Origin of the sequence: Desulforamulus ruminis DSM 2154 (assembly GCF_000215085.1) — a bacterium.
Taxonomy (GTDB): domain Bacteria; phylum Bacillota; class Desulfotomaculia; order Desulfotomaculales; family Desulfotomaculaceae; genus Desulfotomaculum; species Desulfotomaculum ruminis.
This window is the reverse complement of sequence record NC_015589.1, coordinates 505,457-531,657: the sequence shown is the minus strand read 5'-3', so window position 1 is coordinate 531,657 and position 26,201 is coordinate 505,457. Positions and strand designations below refer to the sequence as shown.

Annotated in this window: 23 protein-coding genes and 1 tRNA gene; 7 read left to right on the top strand and 17 right to left on the bottom strand. The window is 46.1% G+C overall.

Annotated elements, in window-relative coordinates; all coding sequences use genetic code 11:
• Nucleotides 1-32: 32 nt before the first annotated feature.
• The 3 genes from DESRU_RS02620 to DESRU_RS02610 are packed head-to-tail and all read right to left on the bottom strand — an operon-like array spanning nucleotide 33 to nucleotide 4,330.
• On the bottom strand, nucleotides 33-1,937 hold the full coding sequence (locus tag DESRU_RS02620) for an NADH-dependent [FeFe] hydrogenase, group A6 (protein ID WP_013840577.1): 1,905 nt from the start codon (nucleotides 1,935-1,937) through the stop codon (nucleotides 33-35).
• A complete protein-coding gene (locus tag DESRU_RS02615) occupies nucleotides 1,891-3,828 on the bottom strand; it encodes an NADH-quinone oxidoreductase subunit NuoF (RefSeq protein WP_013840576.1) in 1,938 nt (645 codons plus the stop codon). The genes DESRU_RS02620 and DESRU_RS02615 overlap by 47 nt, the downstream gene beginning before the upstream one ends.
• Nucleotides 3,767-4,330: an NADH-quinone oxidoreductase subunit NuoE family protein gene (locus DESRU_RS02610; RefSeq protein WP_013840575.1), complete on the bottom strand. Its 564-nt coding sequence runs from the start codon at nucleotides 4,328-4,330 to the stop codon at nucleotides 3,767-3,769. Before DESRU_RS02610 ends, DESRU_RS02615 begins: the two co-directional genes overlap by 62 nt.
• A gap of 285 nt (nucleotides 4,331-4,615) precedes the next feature.
• On the opposite strand from DESRU_RS02610, the gene DESRU_RS02605 reads away from it, so the two are divergent.
• Entirely contained in the window at nucleotides 4,616-4,864 is a 249-nt protein-coding gene (locus DESRU_RS02605; RefSeq protein WP_041275539.1) for a DUF1540 domain-containing protein, read from the top strand.
• Nucleotides 4,865-4,966: 102 nt separating this feature from the next.
• On the opposite strand, the gene DESRU_RS02600 is transcribed toward DESRU_RS02605, so the two are convergent.
• From DESRU_RS02600 to DESRU_RS02565, 8 genes are all read right to left on the bottom strand, one after another.
• A complete protein-coding gene (locus DESRU_RS02600) occupies nucleotides 4,967-5,302 on the bottom strand; it encodes a hypothetical protein (protein ID WP_041275267.1) in 336 nt (111 codons plus the stop codon).
• Nucleotides 5,303-5,440: 138 nt separating this feature from the next.
• Nucleotides 5,441-6,628 (bottom strand): SAM-dependent methyltransferase, encoded by a 1,188-nt coding sequence (locus tag DESRU_RS02595; RefSeq protein WP_013840572.1) that lies wholly within the window; start codon nucleotides 6,626-6,628, stop codon nucleotides 5,441-5,443.
• 236 nt (nucleotides 6,629-6,864) lie between these two features.
• Nucleotides 6,865-7,119 carry a TfoX/Sxy family protein gene (locus tag DESRU_RS02590; RefSeq protein WP_013840571.1) on the bottom strand — a complete coding sequence of 85 codons (255 nt, stop codon included), beginning with the start codon at nucleotides 7,117-7,119 and terminating at the stop codon, nucleotides 6,865-6,867.
• Nucleotides 7,120-7,158: 39 nt separating this feature from the next.
• A complete protein-coding gene (gene hypD / locus DESRU_RS02585; RefSeq protein ID WP_013840570.1) occupies nucleotides 7,159-9,531 on the bottom strand; it encodes a trans-4-hydroxy-L-proline dehydratase in 2,373 nt (790 codons plus the stop codon).
• A gap of 4 nt (nucleotides 9,532-9,535) precedes the next feature.
• Entirely contained in the window at nucleotides 9,536-10,438 is a 903-nt protein-coding gene (locus tag DESRU_RS02580) for a trans-4-hydroxy-L-proline dehydratase activase (RefSeq protein ID WP_013840569.1), read from the bottom strand.
• A gap of 133 nt (nucleotides 10,439-10,571) precedes the next feature.
• On the bottom strand, nucleotides 10,572-11,519 hold the full coding sequence (gene corA, locus DESRU_RS02575) for a magnesium/cobalt transporter CorA (RefSeq protein WP_013840568.1): 948 nt from the start codon (nucleotides 11,517-11,519) through the stop codon (nucleotides 10,572-10,574).
• 142 nt (nucleotides 11,520-11,661) lie between these two features.
• Entirely contained in the window at nucleotides 11,662-13,098 is a 1,437-nt protein-coding gene (locus tag DESRU_RS02570) for an NAD(P)/FAD-dependent oxidoreductase (protein ID WP_013840567.1), read from the bottom strand.
• Nucleotides 13,099-13,278: 180 nt separating this feature from the next.
• The gene (locus DESRU_RS02565) at nucleotides 13,279-13,689 is read right to left on the bottom strand and encodes a MarR family winged helix-turn-helix transcriptional regulator (protein ID WP_013840566.1); all 411 of its coding nucleotides are present in this window, start codon (nucleotides 13,687-13,689) and stop codon (nucleotides 13,279-13,281) included.
• Nucleotides 13,690-13,994: 305 nt separating this feature from the next.
• On the opposite strand from DESRU_RS02565, the gene DESRU_RS20650 reads away from it, so the two are divergent.
• The 5 genes from DESRU_RS20650 to DESRU_RS02545 all read left to right on the top strand — a co-directional run bounded on the left by DESRU_RS20650 (nucleotide 13,995) and on the right by DESRU_RS02545 (nucleotide 19,440).
• A tRNA-Cys gene (locus DESRU_RS20650) sits at nucleotides 13,995-14,090 on the top strand.
• 250 nt (nucleotides 14,091-14,340) lie between these two features.
• Nucleotides 14,341-15,030: a response regulator transcription factor gene (locus DESRU_RS02560; protein WP_013840565.1), complete on the top strand. Its 690-nt coding sequence runs from the start codon at nucleotides 14,341-14,343 to the stop codon at nucleotides 15,028-15,030.
• Between the two features lie 10 nt (nucleotides 15,031-15,040).
• The gene (locus DESRU_RS02555) at nucleotides 15,041-16,285 is read left to right on the top strand and encodes a sensor histidine kinase (protein ID WP_013840564.1); all 1,245 of its coding nucleotides are present in this window, start codon (nucleotides 15,041-15,043) and stop codon (nucleotides 16,283-16,285) included.
• A gap of 66 nt (nucleotides 16,286-16,351) precedes the next feature.
• Entirely contained in the window at nucleotides 16,352-17,035 is a 684-nt protein-coding gene (locus DESRU_RS02550) for an ABC transporter ATP-binding protein (protein ID WP_013840563.1), read from the top strand.
• The gene (locus DESRU_RS02545) at nucleotides 17,032-19,440 is read left to right on the top strand and encodes an ABC transporter permease (protein WP_013840562.1); all 2,409 of its coding nucleotides are present in this window, start codon (nucleotides 17,032-17,034) and stop codon (nucleotides 19,438-19,440) included. Before DESRU_RS02550 ends, DESRU_RS02545 begins: the two co-directional genes overlap by 4 nt.
• A 171-nt stretch (nucleotides 19,441-19,611) precedes the next feature.
• Here DESRU_RS02545 and DESRU_RS02540 read toward each other — a convergent pair whose 3' ends face one another.
• From DESRU_RS02540 to rarD, 6 genes are all read right to left on the bottom strand, one after another.
• Complete coding sequence (locus tag DESRU_RS02540; protein ID WP_013840561.1) at nucleotides 19,612-19,938, bottom strand: ArsR/SmtB family transcription factor; 327 nt, start codon at nucleotides 19,936-19,938, stop codon at nucleotides 19,612-19,614.
• 170 nt (nucleotides 19,939-20,108) lie between these two features.
• Nucleotides 20,109-21,449 (bottom strand): 4Fe-4S binding protein, encoded by a 1,341-nt coding sequence (locus DESRU_RS02535; RefSeq protein WP_013840560.1) that lies wholly within the window; start codon nucleotides 21,447-21,449, stop codon nucleotides 20,109-20,111.
• Nucleotides 21,450-21,824: a hypothetical protein gene (locus tag DESRU_RS02530; RefSeq protein ID WP_143758736.1), complete on the bottom strand. Its 375-nt coding sequence runs from the start codon at nucleotides 21,822-21,824 to the stop codon at nucleotides 21,450-21,452.
• A gap of 181 nt (nucleotides 21,825-22,005) precedes the next feature.
• Nucleotides 22,006-23,475 (bottom strand): sensor histidine kinase, encoded by a 1,470-nt coding sequence (locus DESRU_RS02525; RefSeq protein WP_013840558.1) that lies wholly within the window; start codon nucleotides 23,473-23,475, stop codon nucleotides 22,006-22,008.
• Nucleotides 23,462-24,160 carry a response regulator transcription factor gene (locus DESRU_RS02520; protein WP_013840557.1) on the bottom strand — a complete coding sequence of 233 codons (699 nt, stop codon included), beginning with the start codon at nucleotides 24,158-24,160 and terminating at the stop codon, nucleotides 23,462-23,464. The genes DESRU_RS02525 and DESRU_RS02520 overlap by 14 nt, the downstream gene beginning before the upstream one ends.
• A 208-nt stretch (nucleotides 24,161-24,368) precedes the next feature.
• Complete coding sequence (rarD, locus tag DESRU_RS02515; protein WP_013840556.1) at nucleotides 24,369-25,313, bottom strand: EamA family transporter RarD; 945 nt, start codon at nucleotides 25,311-25,313, stop codon at nucleotides 24,369-24,371.
• A 201-nt stretch (nucleotides 25,314-25,514) separates the two neighbouring features.
• Here rarD and DESRU_RS02510 point away from each other — a divergent pair, with 201 nt between their 5' ends.
• Nucleotides 25,515-26,174 carry a DedA family protein gene (locus DESRU_RS02510; protein ID WP_049786777.1) on the top strand — a complete coding sequence of 220 codons (660 nt, stop codon included), beginning with the start codon at nucleotides 25,515-25,517 and terminating at the stop codon, nucleotides 26,172-26,174.
• Nucleotides 26,175-26,201: the final 27 nt, after the last annotated feature.

Genomic DNA, 26,201 nt, shown 5'->3' with positions numbered 1-26,201 from the left:
AGCAAGATTATTTTTAATTCAAGAAGAAAGCCCTAGTGCAGTAGTCCCGGCAGATTACCCAGCGGTACTTCTTTGATCCCTTGGGCTTTTTCCTGTTGCTCAAAATTAAAACCTGGCAGCTTGCCCCGGGCGGTATAACGGGTGTGCAGGATTTCTTTGGCTTTTTTGCTCATAGGTTCCCCCAAAAACTCTTCGTAAACCTGCAGTACGGCCTTGTTTTCGTGGGACCGTCGCAGTTCCTTGCCCAGGTCCAGGGCATAGAGACCTTTGGCCCGCTGGCTCCGATGTTCCAAGGTCAGTTCAGGCTTTTCCGGATCACGGGTCACAGGCTGACCGCCGCCGCCCACACATCCGCCGGCACAGGCCATAATTTCAATGAAATGGAACTGTTCACCCCGCTTTAATCTTTCCATAAGTTTTCGGGCATTGCTGGTTCCATGGGCCACAGCCAGGCGAATTTTTTGTCCCTTTAATTCCAACTCCGCTTCTTTGACTCCCCGGATGCCGCGCAATTCCTTAAACTCCAGCCGGCCCATCTCTTTTCCTCCGGTGAGTGCCAGGGCCGTGCGAATGGCCGCTTCCATCACCCCGCCGGTGGCGGCAAAAATATTGGCTGCTCCGGAGGAAAGGCCCAGGGGCTGATCGAAGCTTTCTTCGGGCATTTTCCTCAGATCCAAATCAGCCTCTTTAATCATCCGGGCCAACTCCCGGGTGGTTAAAACATAATCCACATCCTGAAAACCGTAGGTTTTCATTTCCGGCCGGGCTGCTTCAAATTTCTTGGCTGTACAGGGCATCACCCCCACCACCACCATATCCTTTGGACCAATTCCTTTCTTTTGCGCGTAATAGGTCTTGGCCAAAGCACCGAACATTTCCATAGGGGATTTACAGCTTGAAAGATGGTGGATAAATTCCGGATAAAAATGCTCACAAAGCTTAATCCAGCCTGGGCTGCAGGAGGAAATCAGGGGCAGCGGTCCACCCTTTTCCATCCTCTGCAGCAACTCGCCGGCCTCTTCCATGATGGTCATATCCGCAGCAAAATCTGTGGAAAAAACACTGTCAAAACCCAGACGCCGAAGAGCCGCGGCCATTTTTTCGGAAACCACCGTGCCCACCGGCAAATCAAACTCTTCGCCTATGCTGACCTGTATGGCCGGCGCTGTCTGCACCACCACATGCTTGTCCGGGTCCCCAAGGGCCTGCCACACTTCTTCGATGTAGGACCGCTCGGTGAGGGAAGCTGTGGGGCAGGCCAGAACACACTGACCGCAGGCAATGCAGGCCACTTCCGATAAGTTTCGCTCAAAGGCCGGGGCGATCACGGTGTCATACCCCCGGTTCAGAGCCGAATAAACCCCGATTCCCTGCATATTTTTGCACACCGCCTCGCAGCGGCGGCACTTGATACACTTACTATAGTCCCTGGTGATAAAGGGATTATTGACAATTTTACAATCATGGCGAAGCTGGGTTCCTAATTTCCCCTGCCGGGCGCCTACTTTATGGGCCAGGGCCTGCAGTTCACAGTTGGTACTCCGGACGCAGGTGGTGCATTCCCGGTTGTGCTCGGAAAGGAGCAACTCCACCACCCGCCTTCTGGCCCGGCGAACCCTGGGTGTACTGGTATGTACCTTTAATCCTTCTGCCACCGGATAAACACAGGCGGCCTGCAGGTTGCGGCTGCCTTCAATTTCAACAATGCAGACCCGGCAGGAACCGGCGGTGTTGATGTCCCGGATATAACATAAACTGGGAATATCATAGCCGTTGGTCCGGCAGGCTTCCAATACATTGGTTCCCTTATCCACCTGAACGGCTTCATCGTTGATATACATGGTAATCCGTTCCCCCGTAAGCTCCACAGGGGGCTGACCCACCGGCCGCTCAGGCGGTAGGGTATGCGGTCCAGTTGTCTCCCGGTTTGCTGGCATTGATTCCTTCACCTCCCATGGCAGTCTTAAAAATGGCATCCTTGGGGCAGCGGGCCTGGCAGGATCCGCATTTAATACACTTTTGACGGTCAATATAATAAGGCCCTTTCTTTTCCCCCCGCACGGCTGCAACGCCACAAGCCTTGGCACAAAGACCGCAGGAAATACATTTCTCAGGGTCTACCACAAAATCCGTCAGCTCCCGGCAGACACCGGCGGGACAGGTTTTATCCCGAACATGGGCAATGTATTCGTCCCGGAAGTAACGCAGTGTGGACAATACCGGGTTGGGCGCCGTCTGGCCCAAACCGCACAGGGCTGCGTCCTTAATATCCCGGGCCAATTCCTCCAATTCAGCCAAGTCTTCCATTTCCCCCTGTCCCCGGGTGATTCTCTCCATAATTTCCAGCATGCGTTTGGTACCCACCCGGCAGGGTGTACACTTACCGCAGGATTCCTCCTGACTGAATTCCAGATAGAACTTGGCAATATCCACCATACAGTCGGTTTCATCCATTACAATTAAGCCACCGGAGCCCATCATGGAACCCACCTGGGCCAGGGACTCGTAATCAATGGGCGTGTTCAGCAGTTGGGCCGGTATGACCCCGCCCGAAGGTCCCCCGGTTTGTACCGCTTTCAATTTTTTACCCCCGGGGATACCCCCGCCAATATCATAAATAATGGTTTGCAGGGTGGTCCCCATGGGCACCTCAATCAAACCGGTATTGTTAATCTTTCCGGCGATAGAAAAAACTTTTGTCCCTTTACTTTTTTCTGTTCCCAGCTTGCTGTACCATTCCCAGCCCTGGCGCAAAATGATGGGGACATTGGCATAGGTCTCCACATTATTTAACAGGGTGGGCTTGTTGCGAAAGCCGCATACTGCCGGAAAAGGCGGCCTGGGCCGAGGCTCTCCCCGTTCTCCCATGGCCGACTTCAGCAGGGCTGTTTCCTCCCCGCAAACAAAGGCTCCGGCGCCCAGGCGAAGTTCAATATCAAAGGAAAAATCACTTGCCAAAATATTGCTGCCCAGCAGTCCGGCTTGCCGGGCCTGCTCAATGGCCAGCTCCAGGCGTTTGATGGCAATGGGGTATTCCGCCCGGACGTAAATAATACCCCGGCTGCCCCCAATACTGTAGCCCGCTATGGTCATCGCCTCCAGCACACTGTGGGGGTCTCCCTCCAAAATGCTGCGGTCCATAAAAGCACCCGGATCCCCTTCATCGGCATTACAAACCACATACTTAGGAGAACCTTCCGCCTGGGCGGTAAAGGTCCATTTTTGCCCGGAGGGAAAGCCCCCTCCTCCCCGGCCCCTCAATCCGGATTGCCGGATGACGTCAATGACCTGTTCAGGAGTTTTATGATGTAATACGTCATAAAGAGCAAAATAACCGTCGTTAGCAATATATTCCTCAATGTCCTCAGGATTAATTAGGCCGCAGTTTCTAAGTGCAATCCGCTTTTGGGCATGGAAGAAAGGAATTTCCTTCATCTGAGTATAAACATCGTCCTTGCCCGGTTCCTTATAAAGCAGTCTTGCCACTGTCTTTCCTTCCTTAAAATGCCGTTCCACTAACTCCCCCACATCTTTTTCATGTACCAGACAGTAAAAAATTTGTCCCGGGTGAACCAGCAGAACCGGACCCATTTTGCAGAAGCCAAAACAGCCGGTTTTAAAAATCCGTATCTTATCCTGCAAACTCTGTTTTTTTATCTCGGCACCCAGTGCTTCAATAACAGGACCACTGCCACCGGAGGAGCATCCGGTCCCTGTGCAGTACAAAACTTGGTAACCGGCTTCCGGAGCAAGACCTAAACGAACATTAAGGTCCGGTAGGCGGCGGGCCTTGATATTCTCCAGATCCGTTACGTTCTCCAGCCTCATTTTCCTCACCTGCCGCTTCTTTCTTTCTATGTTTACGGATCAGTTTGGCCACGTCCTTTGCAGTTACTTTGCCGTGGACATCTTCGTTTACGGTGATCACCGGGGCTAAGCCACAGGCGCCGATACAGCGGCTGCTGCGAACGGTAAACTGCATGTCCTCGGTATTATTGCCATCCCGAATTCCCAATTGCTCCCGGAACCCCTCATAGATTTTCTGCGCCCCCTGAACATAACAGGCCGTTCCCAGGCAAACATTTACGTTCACTTCGCCCCGGGGCTCCGTTGAGAAAAGAGCGTAAAAGGTAACCACACCATTGACGGCACTGACCGGGATATCCATTTTATGTGATATATAGGCTTGTACTTCTTCAGGCAGATAGCCAAAAATATCCTGTGCCCTTTGTAAAACCCGGATTAATTGCTCCGGGTCCCGTCCATAAACCGCCAGAACTTTATCCAGTTGGCGAAATTTTTCTTTTTTTGCATCGCCTTCCAAAAGCACCCCATCACCTCCGACATGAATTAATTTTTAGCTTCTCCTAAAACAAGCAGATAATGCAGTTGAGCTTTACAAAAATCCTTTTTATATCTTCTCTTAGCAAACCTTTTAGCTTTAACCAAGCGTTAATTTCTAAATTATTTTTAAAAACCATTTTTATTTTCTAGCTTAAGTCTGGGAAAGGTGGTCCTCTTCAGCAATATTGGTTAACAAAATCAGGAATATTTTTTATCCTACTGCAAACAATAATCCAGGAAATAAAATTAAAATAGAAGGGAATGTGAAATGATGAACCAACATATTCACTGCATTGTAAACGATTGCCATTACTGGGCTCAGGGAAACAAATGCGAAGCCAATGAAATTTTGGTAGCCACCGATCAGTTCGGATCCTCTCAAACCGATAAAATTGATGCTGCTATGGCTACCCAACTTACTCCGGCAAGCGCAGGCAGTTGCATGGATACTTGCTGTAAAACCTATGTGGCCAAAGGCTCCGGAAAGACAACCGTGGACAATGTAACAAGAATGTCCTAATGTAAAATCCCAGCTAAAATTTAGGTAGTATTGGCAAAAGACGATTCCTTACAACCCGGTTGTTTGGAACCGTCTTTTCTTTTACATGAAAACCTGTTATAACTATTTATTATGGAAATAGGCATAACCAGGGTGATGATATTGAAATGGGAAGTTACATGGCTGCGCTTGTTGTCCGTATCCAGGTCCTACAATGCCGATAGGATTTTGATCCTTTGGATATTCCCCGGCTCGTAACTGATCCGCCTGACTTGATGAAGAATTTAGTGGTTCCCAAAAAACAGCAATGGACGAAATATTAACCATGCCAACCCCTTCATCCGTTTCCAGCCGAAGATAAAGCGTATCCATATCTGCAACATTGCCGCTAAGCTTTTGGCCATTGAGCAATTCAATGACTACTTGCTGGCCTTTGTAGGCCTGAAGTAATTTCAGCACCAAAATACACTCCTTTAATTTGATTTATTCCTTCAGAGTATGTAATTTTTATGTTTTTTGACATATTATCCCATGACTTACAAAATAAAAAATCCTGCTGCATTCACGCAACAGGACTTTTATTATAAAGCAATTTATTTATTTATAAATATAGCTGTATTCTAAAGGAAGTTGGTTATTGAGTCCCTTAGAAAACAAAAACTGGTAAATATCCAGGCCGGAAACTCTGAAGGAGGCGGCACAACCATTTAAATACAGCCCCCACATTCGGACAAATTTCTCACCCATCTTTTCAGCGATTAAATCCCGCCACTGGCTGAAGTTACCATACCAGTGATCCAGGGTTTTGGCGTAATGCATTCTTAAACTCTCCGTATGCAATAAGTGAAAACGATGCTCCGGCAGCATCCAGATAATTTCCCGCAGGGAGGGGATGTATCCTCCCGGGAAAATATATTTTTTAATCCAGTTATTCACCGGCTGCTCGGTTAATCCTGTAATGGTATGCAGCAGGGACAGTCCGCCGGGCACCAGCAGTTCGTTTATCTTTTCCATATATTTATGAAGATTTCCTTGGCCTACGTGTTCAAACATGCCCACGCTAACAATCTTTTCAAACCGGTAATCCGTGTTTAAAAGATCGAGGTAGCTAATCAGCTTTACGTCAACCAAATGCTCCAACTGTTCCTCTTTAATTCTTTGTAAGACCGCCTCGTATTGCTGGCTGCTGAGCGTGATTCCCAGAGCCTTTACCTGATACTGCTGTGCGGCCCTAATGATAAGCCAGCCCCAGCCGCAGCCGATATCGAGTAAACGTTCCCCCGGCTTTAACTGAAGCTTTTTTAAAATATGATCAATCTTATTGATTTGCGCTTGGTACAGAGTGTCTTTTTCGCTTTTAAAATAAGCGCAGGAATAGCTTAGGGTTTCATCCAGCCACAAGCCAAAGAAATCATTCCCCAGATCATAATGATGTTGGATATTTTCCTTTTGTTTTAACTTCTCCGCCGAATGGTTTAAAGCCTTAACCAATCCACCAATATTCTTAGCAATACCATTGGGCTTAAATTTATGCTCGTTGTTATCCACCATACGGAAGATCTCTTCCAATTCCCCTTCGTAATCCCAGATGCCTTCCATGTAAGCCTCACCCATAGCCAATATGGGGTCCTTTAGATCAAGACTTAAGGGGAGGGGTTTATGAAAGATGATTTTTATCCGCGGCTCCTTTTCTCCGTACTGTACGACTTCCCCATCCCAAAAGGTTACCTCAAAATTGGCGTTCTCCATTTGGTTAAACAGGTTTTTAACAATGGCCTTTTTCATTTTTTTGACCTCCTACAAATACGGTCATGCAATGACAGTAATATCTGCTGTCGGTCTGGCCGTTTAGAATATTTTTCCTCCCTATTATTACCATGTTATAACCATAAATTCCTTCCAAGAAAATATTTTAATTTATTACATAAAGATTACAAATTACCTGAGGAATAGACCTTGAATAAAATAAGAAATCCTTTTCGCCAAACAAGGCAAAAAGGAAATTCTTAAACAGCATCCGATTATTTTAATGACATATAAAATTCCTTCAAAGACCTCTTGTCTTTTTCCGACAGGTAATGCCACCGTACCCCCTGGATAGCCCCTTCCAGAGCGCACAACATGTTATAACAGCCATCCCCGTCATAGTTTCTAAGCCGCCTGAAAGCCTCTCTGCTGCCAAGATTAATGAGGTCCTCCGGGCAATGAATACCGGCCTTTTTTAGTTTCTCTTCCAATATTTCTCCAATATTAGGAAGCTTCTTTAGCCCGCTCAAAGTTGGACTTCCTCCTTCTATAAGCTCATTTTAAGACCGTCAGTTAAATTTCTGTTCCGTTCTGGCAATAATCTCATCCTGCAATTCTTTGCTGAGATTGTGGAAGTAGTCGCTATACCCGGCCACTCTTACAATTAAATCCTTATATTCCTCGGGACGTTTCTGGGCCTCCAGCAGGGTTTTCCGGTCAATGACGTTAAACTGAATATGATGACCGTCCATGGTAAAATAAGTTCTCACCAGGGAAACCATGTTTTCAAGCCCTTCATCTCCAGCCACCACTGCGGGGCTGAATTTTTGATTCAGCAGTGTTCCCCCGGTGCGCAGGTGATCCATCTTAGCCGCCGATTTAATGACCGCCGTAGGTCCCTGCCTGTCGGAACCCTGCTCCGGGGAAATCCCTTCGGAGAGAGGCTTTGCCGCCAGCCTTCCGTTGGGACTGGCTCCCATCACCGAACCAAAATAAACATGGCAGGTGGTGGGAAGCATGTCAATACGGTAGGTCCCTCCCCTCATGTTCCTTCTGCCGTTCACGCTATGATAAAAGGCGTTAAAAGCATCAACCATGAGTTGATCCGCCGCATCGTCATCGTTGCCATATTTCGGGGTTTTATTCAGCACAAGATTATGGATATAGTCATAGCCGACAAAATTAGCCTCCATGGCTGCCATCAGTTCCTGCATGGTAAATCTTTTTTGCTCAAAGACATTGTATCGGAGGGCTGAAAGGCAGTCCGTCAGGGTACCAATGCCCACACCCTGAATGTAAGAGGTATTGTACCGGGCGCCCCCGGCGTTATAGTCCATCCCCTTCTCAATACAGTCGTTGATAATCACGGACAGGAAGGGACAGGGCATCTGAGTGGCATAAATTTTTTCAATAATATGATTGCCCTTGATCTTTATATCCACAAAGTACTGAAGCTGCCGGGTAAAGGCCTCAAATAAGGCTTCATAGCTTAGATAGTCGGTAGCATGGCCGGTCTGTAATCCCAACTGCTTACCCAGAAACTGGTCAAACCCGTTATTTAAAGTAAGTTCCAAAATTTTAGGCAGGTTTAAATAACCGGTTAAAATATAAGCTTCTTTGCCAAAAGCCCCAGTTTCCACACAGCCGCTGGCTCCGCCCTCCCTGGCATCCACAATGTCCTTGCCTGCCCGCAGCAATTCCTGGATAATGGCATCGGTATTATACATGGCCGGCTGCCCCCAGCCCTTCCGGGAAATTTCGCAGGCCCTTTTAACAAACCGATGCGGTGATTTACGGCTGATCTGAACATTGGAACTGGGTTGAAGCAGCTTTAACTCATCCATGGTATCCAGGATCAGGTAGGTTACGTCATTGACCCCGTCGGAGCCATCCGGTTTTACACCGCCGCTGTTAATATTGGCGAAGTCCGTATAGGTGCCGCTTTCCTTTAAGGTAATTCCCACCTTGGGAGGAGCCGGTTGGTTATTAAATTTGATCCACAGGCATTGCAGCAATTCTTTGGCCTGGTCTTCCGTAAGGGTTCCTGCCTCCATCTCTTTTGTATAGAAAGGGTGCAGATGCTGGTCCAACCGTCCGGGGCTGAAGGAATCCCAGTTATTTAATTCCGTGGTAACGCCGATATGAACAAACCAATACATCTGAATGGCCTGGGCAAAGGTCTCCGGTTTCCGGGCCGGGACCACATCACAATTGGCTGCAATGGTCAGCAGCTCGGCTTTACGCCCAGGGTCCTTTTCCTTCTCCGCAAGCTCTCGGGCATATTGGGCATAACGCTGGCCAAAACGAATGATGGCTTCACAGCTTATTTTCATCGCTTCCAACTGGCTCTTTTTCTCATAGGCCTGTTCATCGTTGAGAAAATCCAAGGTATCTAAAGCCTTCTGAATATCCTGCTTAAAATCCAAAAAGCCCTTCTGATAAATTTTACCATCTCCTACGGTATGTCCCGGAGATCTTTGTTCCATAAACTCGGTGAAAATACCGCTTTCGTAACAATCAACCCACTCCGGGGACATATGACCGAAGATGGCTTTTCTCAAAGAACGGTTCTGCCAGTAAGGGATAATTCTTTCCTCTTGTATTTTCCGGTCTTGATCATTCGTTTTAAAGGAAATTTTTTCGCGGTTGTTCATAATTGCAAAATCTTCAAGGGTGTGGCAGCACAATTCCGGGTAGGTCGGGGCCGACTGGGGCCCTTCCCCCTTTTCGCCCACAATCAACTCGCCTTCATTGATGCAAAGGGTTTTGTTTTCCAGGATGTGCTTAAAGGTTAAGGCACGCAATACCGGGGTTTCCACTGTTCCATGATATTTTTCATAGGCTTCGGTAACCAGCAAAGCCCTTTCCAAGGAAATGGTGGGTTCTACCGTCACACTTTGCCGCCTCAGCTTTCGGATTCTTTCATTCATGCCCCTCTCCATACAATCAACCTCCGATCTTTACTTTAAACTGACTGGCCTCAAACAGGCTCTTAATTTGCTCCAGCCTTTCATCCGATGGTCTTTTCAGCAATGGTCCGGGATGTTCCCTATTTAAACGGAGATATTTGCTCTTACCCGTATCGTGATAAGGCAGCAAATGAATCAAAGGAAGGTTCATCCCCTTAATAAAAGCGATAACCTCTCGGATATTTTCGTCCTGGGTATTCACTCCTTCAATCAAAGGCAGCCTCAAATTGATTCTGGCGCCCCTTTCAACCAGCCTGCAAAGGTTCTCGAGAATGAGGCGGTTGCTCTGCCCGATATATTTTTCATGAAGGACCGGGTCCATGATTTTTATATCGTAAAGAAAGATGTCCACAAAATCCAGGATCCTCTCAAAACTGCTAAAAGGAACCTGTCCACAGGTATCCACGGCCACAGAAATACCCCTTTTTTGGCAGGCCTTTACTAAATCTGCCACGAAATCAATTTGGCACAGGGCCTCACCGCCCGATAGAGTGACACCGCCCTTGGATTGCTCATAGAAGGGGCGGTCCTTTTCGATTTCCGCCAGCAGTTCATGAAGGCTATATTCTCTTCCGGCGATTTCCCGGGTGTTATGGCTGCAAAAATCCGTGCATTCCCCGCAAGCAACGCACTTCTGGCGATCCTGCACCAGAATTTCTCCCTGGCGCCGGATGGCCCCTTGTTTGCATTTTGCCAAACACCGTCCACATTGGGTGCACTTTTCCGGATGATAAAAAATCTCTTTGCTGAAGTTCTGGCTCTCCGGATTGTGACACCACAGGCAGCTCAAGGGACATCCTTTAAAAAAAACCGTTGTTCTTATACCGGGACCGTCATGAATACAAAATTTCTGGATATTAAAAATCATTGCTTTTTTCACAATGCCACCTCTGTTGTTGGCCGATGAAGGGATTGATCCTATTTAAGTAAAGATTATTATGAGATTAATCTTATACCCTCGTTAGGGAATAATCAATTCTATTATACAAATGACTTTTTTGCCGTCACACCTACTAAAACCAACCTTTCCGTTTAAACCATAAAATCATTCCACCGGCCAGCGTTCCCATCAACAGCAGCGACAAAAAATAACCGTATTTCCAGCGAAGTTCAGGCATATAGTCAAAATTCATGCCGTAAATACCTGCAATAAATGTTAAAGGCATAAAAATTGTAGTTATAACTGTAAGTGTGACCATAACCCTGTTTATTCTCTGGGAATTTAGAGAGGCATGACTCTCAATCAAATCTAACCCCATATGCCGGTAAACCTCCGTCATCTCCACAAATCTCGTGAGGTTATCAAGAATATCACGAAAGAACACATTATGCTTTGATTTCCATATATCCTCTTCCGGGTGTAAAATTTGTTTGATTACATCCTTTAAAGGTTCTAAAGACCTTCTTAAGGTAAGCAATTCCCGGCGAATCTTAAAAATACGTTTAATTTTTCTATGACTTAACTGTTGAAAATATTCAGCCTCCAGCCGTTCCAATTCATCACTTATCTTAAGGAATAGCGGAAAATATTGATCTACCAGACTGTCCACCACCAGATATAACATGTAGTCTAGGCCTTTTTCCAATTTCTGTGGGTTTTGTTTTAACTGCTCCCAAATTCTTTCTATGGCCGGATCAGCATGATTATGAAAAGTAACAATATAGTTTTTGCCTTGAAATAAATCAACCTCTTCAAGCTTCACTCCAATACAGGAAAGGGTATGCAAAACAAAAAAACGATAATCTCCGTAATCATCCACCTTGGGCCTTTGCAGTCCGTATAAGCAATCTTCAATGGCCAGCGGATGAAAGCCAAATACATCAGACAGAGATTGGACTTCTTCTGCGTTTGGAGCAGAGAAATCTACCCAAAACCATTTGGCCTCTGTAAAGTTTATTTTATGGTTTAAAACATCAAATTTCACCTGGCCATCCCCGAGAACCTGTAGTATCTGGATCATCTTAGTCCTCCAAAAAATATAAGAAGGTTATTCTTTCTATAAAATATGTTGCGTAGGGTTAAAATTCATACCTCGTTCTCAATCTTAATCATTATGATAAATAACCCCCCTGAAGTTCAGTCTTCAGAGGGGCAACGAATTTTTAATGCTGTATTTTTTCCATAATATCCCGGGCAATGGCTACACCGCAGGCACCGGCCTGGGCCAGTCCACGGGTGATACCGGCACCGTCACCCCCGGCATACAGTCCATTGATTTCAGTTTCAAAGGTAGGGGTTAATTTAGGACGGGCGGAGTAAAATTTGGCCTCAATCCCGTAGAGCAGGGTGTGTTCCGAGGCAATACCCGGTGTAACTTTATCCAGAGCTTCAATCATTTCAATAATGCTCTTTAAGGTATTGTAAGGAAGAGCCAGACTCAGATCCCCCGGTTCAGCCTCTTTCAGGGTGGGTTCGACGAATCCAACCCGAATCCGTTTGTGCGTAGACCGGCAGCCTTTCATAAGATCCCCGAAGCGTTGGACCAACACGCTGCCGTTTGATAAATCATTGGCCAACCGGGAGATGGATTTAGCATATTCAATGGGCTTATTAAATGGATAGGAAAATTTATGAGACACCAGCAAAGCAAAGTTTGTATTGTCGCTGCCAAGATTTTTATCCTTGTAGGCGTGTCCATTGGCCAGCATCACCCCGCTGTGGTTCTCAATTACCACATAGCCCGCCGGATTGCTGCAAAAAGTCCTTACCGTAGTGCCCACCGAGGTCCGGAAGATAAATTTTCCTTCATACAGATGTTCGTTGATTTCCTCCATAATGGCATTCAAAGTCTCAACACGCACACCCACGTCCACCTGATTGCTGGTCACTTCCAAACCGTGTTTTTTAAGAATACCGGACAACCATTCGGAGCCGTCCCGGCCGGGAACAGCCACCACCTTTTGCGCAAAGAATTCATCATGATTTTTGGTAACAATCCCGCAGAGGTTATGCTGGCCGCCCTCCATGACCGTAAGTATATCCTCCACTTCGGTTGCAAACAGCATATCCACACGATCTTTAAGAAAATCAAAAATACTCTTCAGTATTTCCAGGTTCTGCTCGGTTCCCAAGTGTCTTACCTGGGCCCGCAGCAGTTTTAAACCGGCGCCCAGACCCCGCTTTTCAATTTCTTTGACAGCGGGGGTTAAAGGGTCGGTGGTCACGGATTTGGCCCCATGCTTCAAATTAATGCTGTCCACATACTGAATTAAATCCAATACTTTGGAGGGGGGTAGATAGTCTGTCATCCATCCGCCAAATTCCGTTGTAATATTAAACTTTCCGTCCGAATAAGCCCCTGCACCGCCAAAACCGTTGGTAATCGAGCAAGCGGGCAGACAACCGGCATAATCTTTTTTCTGGGTCGGTGGAGGACACTTGGTAATCTTCTTTTGCAATATGGGACAGTCCCGTTTATAAATATCCCGTCCTTTATCCACCAATAAAACTTTTAGATCGGGTGCTTTGCAGGCCAGTTCATAGCAGGTAAAAATACCCGCCGGTCCGGCTCCGATTACAATGACATCATATTTTTTCATACCCTGCACCTCCCCTTACAATTAAACAAACAGATTAATTATGAACTACCAAAGCTTATTTTTCAATAGGAAATAAATGAAATTAAAAAAACTTATACTGCCCGATATAAAAGCTTAGGCATCACCCTGGGCCGGTGATGCCTTTCGTGTCTTTTGCCTTGCTTCATTAAAAGTGATCCCTCAAAGGGATTCTTCCAATCTATTTAAAAGCTGTGTCAAGGTCTGAATTTCTTCCTGAGTAAAATGAGGTTTTATTTTTTCAATACAGTGTTCTTCAAAACGAGGGAATTTGCCTTTCAAATTGCGAGCCCTGGTTGTAAGATAGATTTTAACCACCCGTCTGTCTTCCTCGTCCCTTTGCCGCTGCACCAATCCATCCCGTTCCATCCTGTCGATGAGCGATGTAATGGTACTGGCCTTTAAAAAAAGCTTTTCTCCCAGTTCCGTTATGGTTACGCCATCCTGCCGCCATAATTTCTGCAGAGCGGCATAAGGAGCAGCATCTAAGCCAATTTGGGCCGCCTGACACTGAAAATCCATTTGCATTTTTTTACAAGCCATAAACAAGCTTGATACCAGTCCTTGACTCATGGAAAGCGCCCTCGTAATCATAATATGCAAAATATTATATACATTTATTATACTTTTCTCTCCATATAAAGTCCAGAATACTTGTTCAAAGATGTACCTATTTATAATAGTATCTGCCTGAACTATGATAATTATTTAGGGGTACTGGCTTTTTCATAAAAATAAGTAATTTATCGCTTTGGCTGCCGGGGACTAATGGCTAACATTAAAAAATCACATTGTCCAATCCTCCCGACCATTTGGCAAATATGAAAATAATTCATATAACAGATAACCATTTTTATGATAAAATAAATCTTAAATCCGGGGAGAACGGGGATGGTCCCCCTATGGGCTGCAAACCCATGAGCCAGCCTGAGAACCAGGCTGGAGTCCGGTTCGATTCCGACTTCTCCCCTCCATATCCGCCGGGAACATTGTTCTAACATTCCTGGTCATTGACAAAAGTAAAAATCACACTTAAAAGCACCTGCTCGAAAGGAATTCGACAGGTGCTTTTGCCATAACCTAACATCGATCCGGTGCATGGCAGGATACAAAACCCTAGTGGAAGAAAACAGGAAAGATAGCGCCCCCCGCTTGGTCCTTCCGGGCTAAAACCCGGAGATGCGGAAAAAACCATGGATGACGGAAAGAAGGAGGCGAAACAAAATGAATAATAATATTCTTTTAGTGGAGGACGATTTGAGCCTGATTGACGGGTTGGAATTTTCCCTTAAAAAAAGCGGCTATCACGTAGATATTGCCAGAACGGTGCGGGAGGCACAGGCAATGATTGAAAATCGCAGCCATAATTTGCTGATTCTTGATTTAACGCTGCCGGACGGCAGCGGCTATGAAATATGCCAAAGAGTACGTCAGTGGTCTTCGGTACCCATTATCTTTCTAACCGCTTCGGATGAGGAAGTTTGTATCGTCAAGGGTCTGGATATGGGCGCTGACGACTACATAACAAAACCTTTTAAACTGAATGAACTGATAGCAAGAATTAACGCCCTTCTGCGCCGGGCCAAGTTATCGGCCGGGGCTCAGACAGAGCTTGTTTCCAATGGGATCACAGTCAGGCTGGCAGAAAATCGCGTGTTCAAAGAAAATAGCGAGATTGAGCTTACCACCGCTGAATATCGGCTGTTGTGTCTTTTAATGCAAAATCCCAATACGGTTTTAACCAGGCAAATCATACTGGACAGGCTATGGGACAATGAAGGCAGCTTTGTAGATGACAATACTTTGTCGGTATATGTTCGCCGGTTGCGCAGCAAGATCGAGGATCATCCTGAAAATCCTGTATTTTTGTTGACTATGCGGAGGTTAGGCTATAAATGGAACGTTGTAAAGTGAGGGTGTAAATATGAAAATCTTGGCAAATCGGGAAGCAAACCTGCTGCTTCTGGCCATGGCTTCTATCCTTCTCTTGATGATGGCCTTCGGGCAGTTTACTGCAATATTTATTTCCGGTGATTACAAGCAAAACATGGTTGCACACGATCATCGCCTGGCCGGTTACCTGCTTGAAAAGGGAATAGAGCCGTCACAGATTGCAAAAGCATTTACTGTGGAAAAAACCGGCAGCCAGGCACAAGCAGGCCGTGCGTTATTACAGGCCGCAGGATATACCTCCGCTGCACAGACGCATTTGTTTCCAGAGGTGCAGGCATTTCAGCAAAAATATACCCTAGTGTTTTTCGTTTTCTCTCTGTCTTTTTCATTTATTATACTCGCGGTACTGTTGTTATTTCTGCTGCGCCAAAATCAAATCATTGAAAAGGCCAATGAAGATATTCGGGCCTTTATGGATGGAAATACGCGCATACGTTTAGATGACAAGAGCGAAGGAAGCCTAGCGCAGTTCTTTTCAATGGTTAATGGAATGGCAACCTCTCTCACCACACACATTGACAATGAAAAACATCGCCGGCAATTTCTAAAGGATACGATTTCCGATATCTCCCATCAATTGAAAACCCCTCTTGCCGCGCTGAAAATGTACAATGAAATTATACAAAATGAGCAGGCCGGAAATGAAGTTGTGGATGAATTTGCATCAAAAAGTGAGCGTGAACTAACCCGGATGGAAGTGCTGATTCAAAATCTGCTCAAGCTGGCAAGGTTGGATGCCGGCACCATAAAATTGGAAAAAGAAAACCACCAGATAAAAGAGTTTCTGGAGGATACAATAAAAGGTTTTCACACCCGGGCTGAATTGGAGAACAAGGAAATCCGGCTGGTCTGCAGCAAAAACATTACCATGAACTTTGATGAGGAATGGCTGCTGGAAGCTGTCAGCAATATCATCAAAAATGCGCTGGATCACACTAAGGCCAAAGATAAGATTGAAATACACTGTGCTGAAACAAGTATTTTAACTACCATCACCATTACAGATAATGGAACGGGTATCCATTCCGAGGATATCCATCATATTTTCAAGCGGTTTTACAGGAGCAGATTTTCAAAGGAACGGCAAGGGATCGGAATCGGACTGACTCTGTCCAAAGCGATTATAGAAAAACACGGCGGTTCCATTACCGTTGAAAGCAAGCCGGGAAAAGGCACGGCTTTTCGCCTTACCTTTCCCAAGCTTACAAATCTGTAAGGCGGAATTCACCTGAGAGTAAGATGCCAATGCTATCATCTCATTAAACAAAAGGGGGTGTTTTTATTGGATATATTAACGGTAAAAGATTTATGTAAAACCTATGGAACGGGCGACCTGAAAGTAGACGCTTTAAAAAATGCGTCCTTTTCCGTTTCCAAAGGAGAATTTGTTGTCATCGTAGGGCCTTCCGGCTCCGGGAAAAGTACCTTGCTCAATCTGCTGGGCGGATTGGATACACCCACATCCGGCAGGGTATTCTTGGACGGCAAGGATCTTTTTACTATGAAGGAAAAGGAATTATCGGTTTTTCGCAGACGAAATATCGGCTTTATCTTTCAGGCGTATAATTTGGTGCCGGAACTCAACGTGGAAGAAAACGTAATTCTGCCACTACTTTTAGACTATAGAAAACCCGATCAAAATTACATTGACGAACTGCTGGGCATATTGGGCCTAACGGACAGAAAGCATCATCTGCCCAATCAGCTTTCGGGCGGTCAGCAGCAGCGCGTGGCCATCGGACGGGCTTTGGCAACCAAACCCGCCCTTATTCTGGCAGACGAACCCACCGGAAATCTGGACAGCAAAAACAGTCAGGAGGTTATCAGCCTTATGAAGCTGTCCGTTGAAAGGTATAAACAAACACTGCTTATGATTACGCACAATCAAAGCTACGCCTCCCTTGCCGACCGCGTGCTGGGCGTTGAAGACGGAAAGGTGACCGATTTGGGAGGGACGGAACAATGAAAAGCTATCTGACCCTTGTTCCCAAATACCTGAAAACCCATCAAAAGAAAACAAGACTGGTTATCACCAGCGTGGCCATAGCCGTGGCTCTCGTTACCGGCATTTTCTCCATGCTGGATTTTTTTCTACAATTTGAGAAAGAGCAGGTCGTCTATGATTATGGCAATTATCATTTGGCTGTAACGGACGCCACCGCTGAAGACAAGCAATCCATTGCCAGCCGTGTGGATGTGCAAAACGCCGGCAGCTATATCTCTTTCCCAAGGGGAACCTTGAGTGGAAAAGAATGCAGATTGGTGGCAATGGATGAGAATTTAGCGCCCAACTTCCATGTTGAATTGATCGATGGTAAATATCCGGTTGCGGAAAATGAAATGCTGCTGGAAGAATGGGCGGCGGCAAGCCTTCATCTCAAAGTGGGAGATAGGGCAAATATCACATTCGCAGACAGCTCGACAAAGGAGTTTACCGTCAGCGGTATTTACGGCGACTATGGCATTACAAAGGCGGCGGGCACACCGGGCGTTCATTTATCCATTGCCGGAGCCAATGTGGTGCATACGGAAAAATCGAACTTTTTCATTATTGAGTTCAAAGACGGGGTGAACATCAACAAGGCGCAAAAGGCCATGCAAACCAGCCTGAACCTAAAGGATGGGCAAATCGAACGCAACGAAAGACTGCTGGCGATTATGGGGTATGGCACAAGCAACAGAGCTATAAGCCTATATGCCACCGGCGCGGTTTTGTTCTGCATTGTCCTGATTGCCGGAGTGGTCATGATTTATAATACCTTCAATCTTTCGGTGATGGAACGGGTACGGCAGTTCGGACTTTTAAGATGTATCGGCGCGTCCCAGTCCCAAATTAAAAGGTTGGTGAAAAGAGAAGGGCTGTATATTACTTTGCAGGCAATTCCCATGGGAGTAGTTGCCGGAATGCTGATTGCTTTTGTATGCTCGGCCATCCTGAAATTTTATAACAGTAATCTTTTTTCTAATTTTCCGTTGTTTCATATCAGTATAGCGGGAATCCTCGCCGGTATAGTAATCGGATTTCTCACTGTGTCCATCGCTTCTTCCCTGCCTGCCAGAAAAGCTGCCAGGGTATCCCCTGTCAATGCGGTGACGGGAAGCAATGAGTTCAAAATATCGAAAAAGAAAAAGCAAGGGCTTTTGATGAAGCTGTTTGATGCGGAATTGGCCATGGGTGTAAACAATGCCCTTATCAAAAAGAAAACACTTTTTCTCATGTCCTGTTCCATTGCCATCAGCATCGCCATGTTTTTGGGTTTTCAGGTATTCATTGATTTTATGCACTCGTCAATGAAAACCACAAAACCTTATACGCCGGACATTACACTGACCTCCGAACAAGGTCTAAGCACCGGTTTATATAAAAAAACCGCGGCTCTGGATGGTGTAAGAAAAACCTACGGCAACATGTTCAGCTATGTGGAGGCCACCTTTGACGCTTCAAGACTAACCAATTCCTATAAAGAAATCATGGGAGGCATTACGGAAACCGATAACGGACTGTTCGTCCCGCCGGAAAAATCCTGGCTCATATCCTATGACAAAAACCAGCTTCAATGGGCGGAAAGGGATTTGCTTGACGGAGAGCTCTCAGAGGAAAAACTCAATGAACAAAACGGAGTCATCGCCATTGTCACCCATTTGAGGAATAACGCTACTTTTGAAACCACTACCCTGCAACTAGGAGATAAAGTCTATATCCAAACACCCGGTGGAACAAAGGAGATGACGGTCATGGCCATCCTGCGCTCTCTTCCTTTCAGCAGCTCCCGGCTTGCCCTGACCACCTTTGTCACAACCGAGAAGCTGTTCACCGAATTAACGGGAGAATCAACCTTTCAGGCGATCAACCTTCAACTGGACAAGTCGGGACAGGAGCATACGGTAAGGGAAATCAAAAACATGATCGGTCCCTCGGTTTCCCTTAATGACCAGCGTCAGAAAAATACGGAAACGGACCAGACCTTTTTAACAATGGCTGTTTTTGTATATGGGTTTGTTGCGGTAATTGCTTTAATCAGTGTTTTAAATATCATCAATACCATGAATACCAGCGTGGCGGCTAAAACCCGGTATTTGGGAATCATGCGGGCGGTGGGCATGTCCGGCACACAGCTTGACCGAATGGTTTTAACGGAAGCCCTCACCTACAGTCTGGCAGGATATATTTCCGGATGTATTTTGGGCATCGCCTTGCAAAAGACGCTTATTGAAAAATTCCTGTCGGAGTTCCATATCCTATGGAAATTGCCTTCATTGCAAATTGGGTTAATATTAATAGTCCTTCTGCTGGTGACGGCGGTTTCTATTATCGGCCCGCTAAAGCGCATCAAAGCACAAGGGGTATCGGAAGTTATCGGGTCCCTGTAAAAGGATCATAGCAAACAGAATGAACCGACAGTCTAAATGGATTGTCGGTTTTTCCTATTCTTCAAACAAGATGATTATACAGAAAAAAGAAACGGTGCAGCCTTCCGGCCGCATCGTCTCCTGTGAAATCAATGCTTTTTTGTGAACTGCCCCTAAAGAGAGTCTCTAAAACTATTTGGCGGTGATGCCGCGAAAGGTTTGTAACGTCTCATTGGCTTGCTTCACTAGAATTTTATCCATAACTTCCAGCAATTCTATAATTTCCGGATACTTAATGCTGTAAATGACCCGCAGACCTTCCTTCCTGCTCTGTAAAATGTCCTGCTTTTTTAAAACTGCCAGATGCTGCGAGGTATTGGCCTGTTCTACGTTTAATTCTTCAAAAATATCGCAAACGCACGCTTCCCCGTCTTTCAACAATTCCAAAATCCGAATTCTTGTCGGGTGGGCAATGGCTTTAAATATATCTGATTTTAGTTCCGATATTTTCTCATTCACTTCAAATCACCACCTGCGATTCTAATATGATTATATATCAAATTTATTAAAAAAGTAAAGAAAACAGAGCGATGCGGTTCCGGCCCCGGAAAAGCATACACCGGTTCGGGCAAACAACAGCCCCCGGTAAAGTTCCGGAGGCTGATTGGCAGGATTTTCTGTTTTATGAATCACATCCGGTGCGTCATGGGCAGCAGGAACAGGTATATATTCAATGCAGCCAGAAGCAGAACCAGCAGGGCAAAGGGGATAAAAGATCCCATCACCCGGTTCCCGGTATAGCTGGTCTTGGCAATACGGTAGGCTGTATAGACGGAAGCCAAGGTCCCAAGACTCAGCAGGGTGAATTGTAATATTTGAATGGTTTCCATGCTCACCAGGGCGGTGGCTGCATCACCGGTTTGCCTTCCAAATAAGGCCAGGAAGGTATAAAACACGGATTTTCCCTCCGCCAGCAGGTGGAATAAATTGTGCGCCAGATGTCCGGCCAAGTCCAAGGGAATCAGCATATAACCAAACCGGGTAAAATTCAAGGTAACGGATTCTGCATTTTTTAGAGAAGCAATCCAACTAGTTAAAACCAACAACAAAATGGGAATGGCCATGGCTACCAGGAAGGTTACCGTAAAAGTAACCGCATAGTTGCTGATGCCCAGTATTCTCTCCAGCCATTCCTGGGCCTTCATTCCGATTTCCAGCATGGTAATGTTCTGTACAAAAACAATCCCCATGATGACAATGGCCAGGAAAGATTCTTCCAGCTTGGGTTTGCGAATAAACCATAATTCTTTGGAAGGAATACGGGCGGATATACTGATGGAATCATTGGGACAGTTTTTCACGCAATGTCCGCAGAAGTTACAGCGGGCGTTATTATCCATGGTTTTGGGAAATTCAAACATGGGGCAGCCCGGTGCTTTTTCACTGCCTTTAAAGCAAGCAAAAACCGTGCATTGGGAGCATTTTTCCGGTGTGCCCCTTAACTCCAGAGCACCCGCCCGGGAGTAGTTTCCCGCCAGCCCGCCTAAAAAGCACAGGTAACGGCACCAGGTTCTGCGCTCAAAAAAAGCTCCGGCAGCCACAACACCGGTTATAATCAGCAGCATCAGCACCCCGGACCCCCTGGGAGATTCCACAATGCCGAAAACATGATCGGCCCAGGTGATGAGAATAAAAAAGATGTCAATGATCCATATGCCGTATCTTTTTAAAAACTTGGGTACCGGCCGGTTGTTGCCCACCCATTTTTGTATTAGATCGCTCAAAGTGGCAAAGGGGCAAATGGCACACCAGAAACGGCCTACCAGCAGAAAGATTAATGGAATGATGGGCCACCAGAGAACCCAGGTCATGGCGGTGCCAAAGTTGTCGTGAGCCACCGGGATGCCAATCAATAGTTCATACATGATAATGATAAAAACAATGGCGGTTGGCCACTGGAAAATTCCCGGATACCATTTGCTTTTTAGTATATTTTTCAGCCATTGACTGCCCTTGGTTTGCTCATTCATCTAGTTCACCCCGTTTCCCGCGCTTGTCTTTTTCATAATAAAAGCCGTTAGGATCACCAGCAGGTTAAGTGCCCCAAAACCGTAAAGTAAAGTCCAGTTGGGGGGAGCCTCGGTCTGAGGTGTTTCTTGACCATGTCCATCATGCCCCTGTTCATGGGTACCGGAGAAACCTGCCGGTGGGTTGTCCGGCACTGTACTATGCTGTGAGTGGTCCTCACTCTCCTGAAGGTTATGGCTGCCGCCGGAATGATCCATGGTGCTCATATCGTGCCCGGCATGAGGATCCCCTCCACCGTCCGCCCAGCCAATACTGCCTTGAACCAATAGAGCCATTAAAATAAAGGTTATGATACCCACAAAGACCTTTGGTCTCACTTTTCTCACCCTTTCAAAATTTTTCTGCAAAGAGGAAGCTCCCCGCTTCTGGGGAGCTTCCTTATTTAAATAAAATAAATTTTTCCATTGTGAACCACCCCTGTCCGCCAGAACTAGATTTAGGATAAGGATAAAAGTTCACACCCCTGTTACAAAAGCAACACATTTTTGTGATATTTCTTTATTTTCCGGAGATGGAACATGGATTCACCGGTAGCAGGATGTCGAAAGTGGTCCCTTCGTTTAATTTGCTTTGTACCTCAATCTCTCCACCATGGGACTCCAGAATTCTTTTAACAATAGCCAGCCCCAGGCCTGTGCTGCCCTGGGACCTGCTTCTGGACTTATCCCCTTTATAAAACCTCTCCCAAATGAGCGGCAGATCCTGGGGAGCTATCCCTGAGCCCGTATCATGGATCTGAATGTGTACCTGGTGGCCCTTGCTATTGACATGAACCGTTATTTTCCCGCCGGCGGGTGTATGCCGGATGGCGTTATCCATTAAATTAATAAAAACCCGCTCCATACGATCGCTGTTGCAAGTCACCAGAGGCAGATGTTTTTCCAGGTTCATGACCAGGGATATTTCCTTTTGCTCCATGAGCTGAGCTAGTTTAATGCTTACCCGCTCAAGAATATCTTTTAAGTTACAGGGCTCCTGGTCAAAATCAAAATGCCCCTCTTCCATTTTCTTCAAATCCAGCACTTCGCTGACCAGCCTTTTCAGCCGGGTGATTTCATCTAAAATGTTGTTGAGGTATTCCGTTGTTTCCTGTTCATTTCTCGCCAGCCCGTCCAGCATGGTCTCCGTAAAGCCTTGCATAATGGTCAGGGGGGTCTTGATCTCGTGGGCTACATTGGTAACAAATTCCCGTCGAATCTGCTCCTGGGCCTCCAGTTGCCGGATTTTCTCCTGCAGCCGGTCGGAAAGGGTATTCAAAGAATTGGCTAACAAACCGATTTCATCGTGGGATTCAATCTTTATTTTATTTTGATAGTTGCCCCCGGCCATCTCCAAAGCAACCTGATTCATTTTAATTAAGGGTTTGGTGATCAACCGTGAAAAAACCAGGCTTAAAAGGGCGGCCAAAACAATTCCTCCAACCGCGGCATAAATAATCAGCATCTGTAAGTGTCTTAATTGCTCCGCCAGAGGCTGCAGGGGTGCATGAATGATGACCGCCCTGGCCTTGTTATCCGGATCCGCAATGGGAGTGGCCACCGATAGAACATCGGTTTTAAAATAGGGATTATTTCCCTTGTGAACGATTACCTGACCATTGAATAACTGCATCAGATCGTGCATGCTCAGCATTCCATGATGGGGATTGTTCATGTCCATAGTCATGTTCTTGGTACTGACCCCCAAGCCCTGGCAGTGCATAACAATTCCCCTGCTGTCCAGGATCATTACATTGGCGTCATGCAGTCCGGCAATCAGCTTCACCATACGATCCAATTCCTCCGGATCTTCTTCAGTCTTGGCAATATCGGCAATCTTGGTGCTCAGAGAAATCATTTGACTGGCCTGCTGCTGATAGTAAAGCTCTTCCATAAAGCGGGTCTGGGCAAAACCGGCCACACCAATAATGATCAGCACCAGAATGGTCATAATCACCCATAGCTTAGTAACAATATTATTCAGCCTCATGTTTCACCTCAAATTTATAACCCACTCCCCATACGGTCCCGATATAGGAAGGAGCGCCGGGAACCTTTAATTTATCCCGCAGACGGTTAATGTGGGTATCTACCGTTCTCAGGTCACCGTAGTAGTCAAAGCCCCATACCCGTTCCAAAAGCTGCTCCCGGGTAAAGGACCAGCCGGGATTTCTGGCCAAAAGGGATAACAGTTCAAATTCCCGGGGAGTTAAAGTCACCGGTTTATCCATTAACAATACTTCCCGGGTCATTAAGTTCATGCGCATACCCGGAAAATTCAGCACCGGTTCTCCTGCCGGGCTGCCGGCCTCCATACGCCGCATAACCGCTTTGATACGGGCTACCAGTTCCCGGGGACTGAAGGGTTTGCCCATATAATCGTCCGCTCCGAACTCCAGGCCTAAAATACGGTCCACCTCTTCATTTTTAGCGGTTAGCATGATAATGGGTATTTGGGAAGTCTTGCGAATTTCACGGCATACCGAAATTCCGTCCATTTTAGGCATCATTACGTCCAGAACAATCAAATCCCAGGGTTCCGACCGGTATTTTTTCAAGGCCTCTTCCCCATCCATGGCTTCCCCTACCATGTAGCCTTCATTTTTTAAATAAATGCTGATGACCTGGCGAATTTTATCTTCATCGTCAACCACTAAGATACGCAGCGGGCTCATGGTTTTTCCCTCCCCGGGCACTCTTTTTATTTTTCCGACTCCTCAAAAGTGTTTCTGTTTCTATAGTAATTCCAAGTATCGGCCTTTGTCAAAACCAACCGAAGAGTGTCACTAAAATGTGACATTCAGGAAAGGGACGTTGAAAAATTCCGGAGAATCAAGTAATAAAATAGCAGAAACACCCTCTTGGGGTGTTTCTATGCTGGAATCATTTGTTTTGCACAGCAACTTTCTTTATCAACATGGATTCAAATTGCACAAAGGGCTTTGTTCTGGCCAGCGAAAAAACGGTCAAAGCAAGCCAAATGAAGGCGAAGGAGACCAGATGGACACCGGTAAACCGTTCATGATAGACAAAAACGCCTAAAATCAGGGCAATGGTGGGAGCAATATATTGCAAGAAACCAAGGATGGATAAAGGAAGCCGTTTAGCGCCGCTGGAAAATAAAATAAGCGGCACCGCGGTGACAATCCCGGCCCCCATTAAAAATCCGGAAGTAACCGGGTCATCCAAGCCGAAGGCCCCGGTGCCGTTTCTGTACAAATAACTTAAGTAAAGCAAGGCCAGGGGGGAGATGATCAGGGTTTCCAGGGTAATGCCGGTTATGGCCCCCAGGGTGGCCATTTTTTTAAATAACCCGTAGAGGCCGAAACTCCCGGCTAATAACAATGCCACCCAGGGAATGGCCCCAAAATGCAGGGTCATATTGCATACACCTATGGCTGCCAGCCCAAAGGACACCTTTTGCCAAAAAGAGAGTTTCTCCTTGAAAACAATAATCCCCAGCAAAACGCTGACCAGGGGATTGATATAGTAACCCAGGCTGGTTTCAATGATGCGATTGTTGTTAACCGCCCAGATATAAATAAACCAGTTGGCGCTGATGAGGAATGAAGCCGCGACAATCACTAGGAATTTTTTGGGCTGAGCAATCATTTCCCGGGTTTCTTGAATAAAGGAATTTATTTTTTGGGTTCCGAGCAAAAGAAAGGCCGTAAAAAAGAAGGACCATAAAATTCGGTGGGCCAAGATCTCGTGGGAGGGCACCTGTTCAACCAGCTTCCAATAAACCGGTAAAATTCCCCACAACACATAGGCGCCGGCAGTGGCCGCCATTTCTGTAACTTGTTCGTTCTGTTGCTCCAGTTTCATAAGCCATTACTCCAAACTTTAATGAATAAAACCTATTTTAGGCGCACCGGCCGGGAAAAGCAATAGGATTTGTTATTGTACAGCAAATTAAAAACGATTTAATTTGATTTAACCCAAGCCTCAGAAATTTTTAACGGTAATTTAATCGTGCCCTTGATTAAAAAATGGTATAATACAAAGAATGCCAATTTATTTCCAAAAATGAGTGAGGTCACCGTGTTGCAGCAACTAATCCATTACTTTAGCGATTTAGCGATTACTTTAATCGAAACCTTTCATTATTGGGGCATTTTTATCGGTATGGTGATTGAAAGTGCCTGCATTCCGCTGCCCAGTGAAGTTATCATGCTTTTTGGCGGTTTTTTAGTGGCACTGGGCAAGTTTAACTACTGGTATGTGGTAGCAGCCGGGGTTTTAGGCAATATAGTGGGTTCTGTGATCACCTACTGGATCGGCGCCAGCGGAGGACGGGCCTTTGTCTGCCAATACGGCAGGTATTTTTTCATTAATGTCAAGCATATGGAAAAAGCAGACGTATGGTTTAACCGTTATGGGGGACGGGCTGTGTTTTTTGGCCGCAATTTACCGGTTATCCGTACCTTTATTTCCCTGCCGGCGGGCATTGCCCGGATGAACTTTGGCAAATTTTTTATTTTAACTTTTACAGGCTGCATCCCCTGGAATATGGCTTTAACCTACCTGGGATTAAAGTTAGGAAAAAACTGGCACATCGTGGAAGCCTACACCCGGCCCATAAGCTACTCCATTGTGGCTCTAATCCTTTTAGCCATTGGCTATTTTCTATACAAAAGCACACGCAAACCCGAACTTCAGGATACACGGAAACATCCCCGGTCTTAAAAGCCGAAAGGTAGTGGCACACGCCAC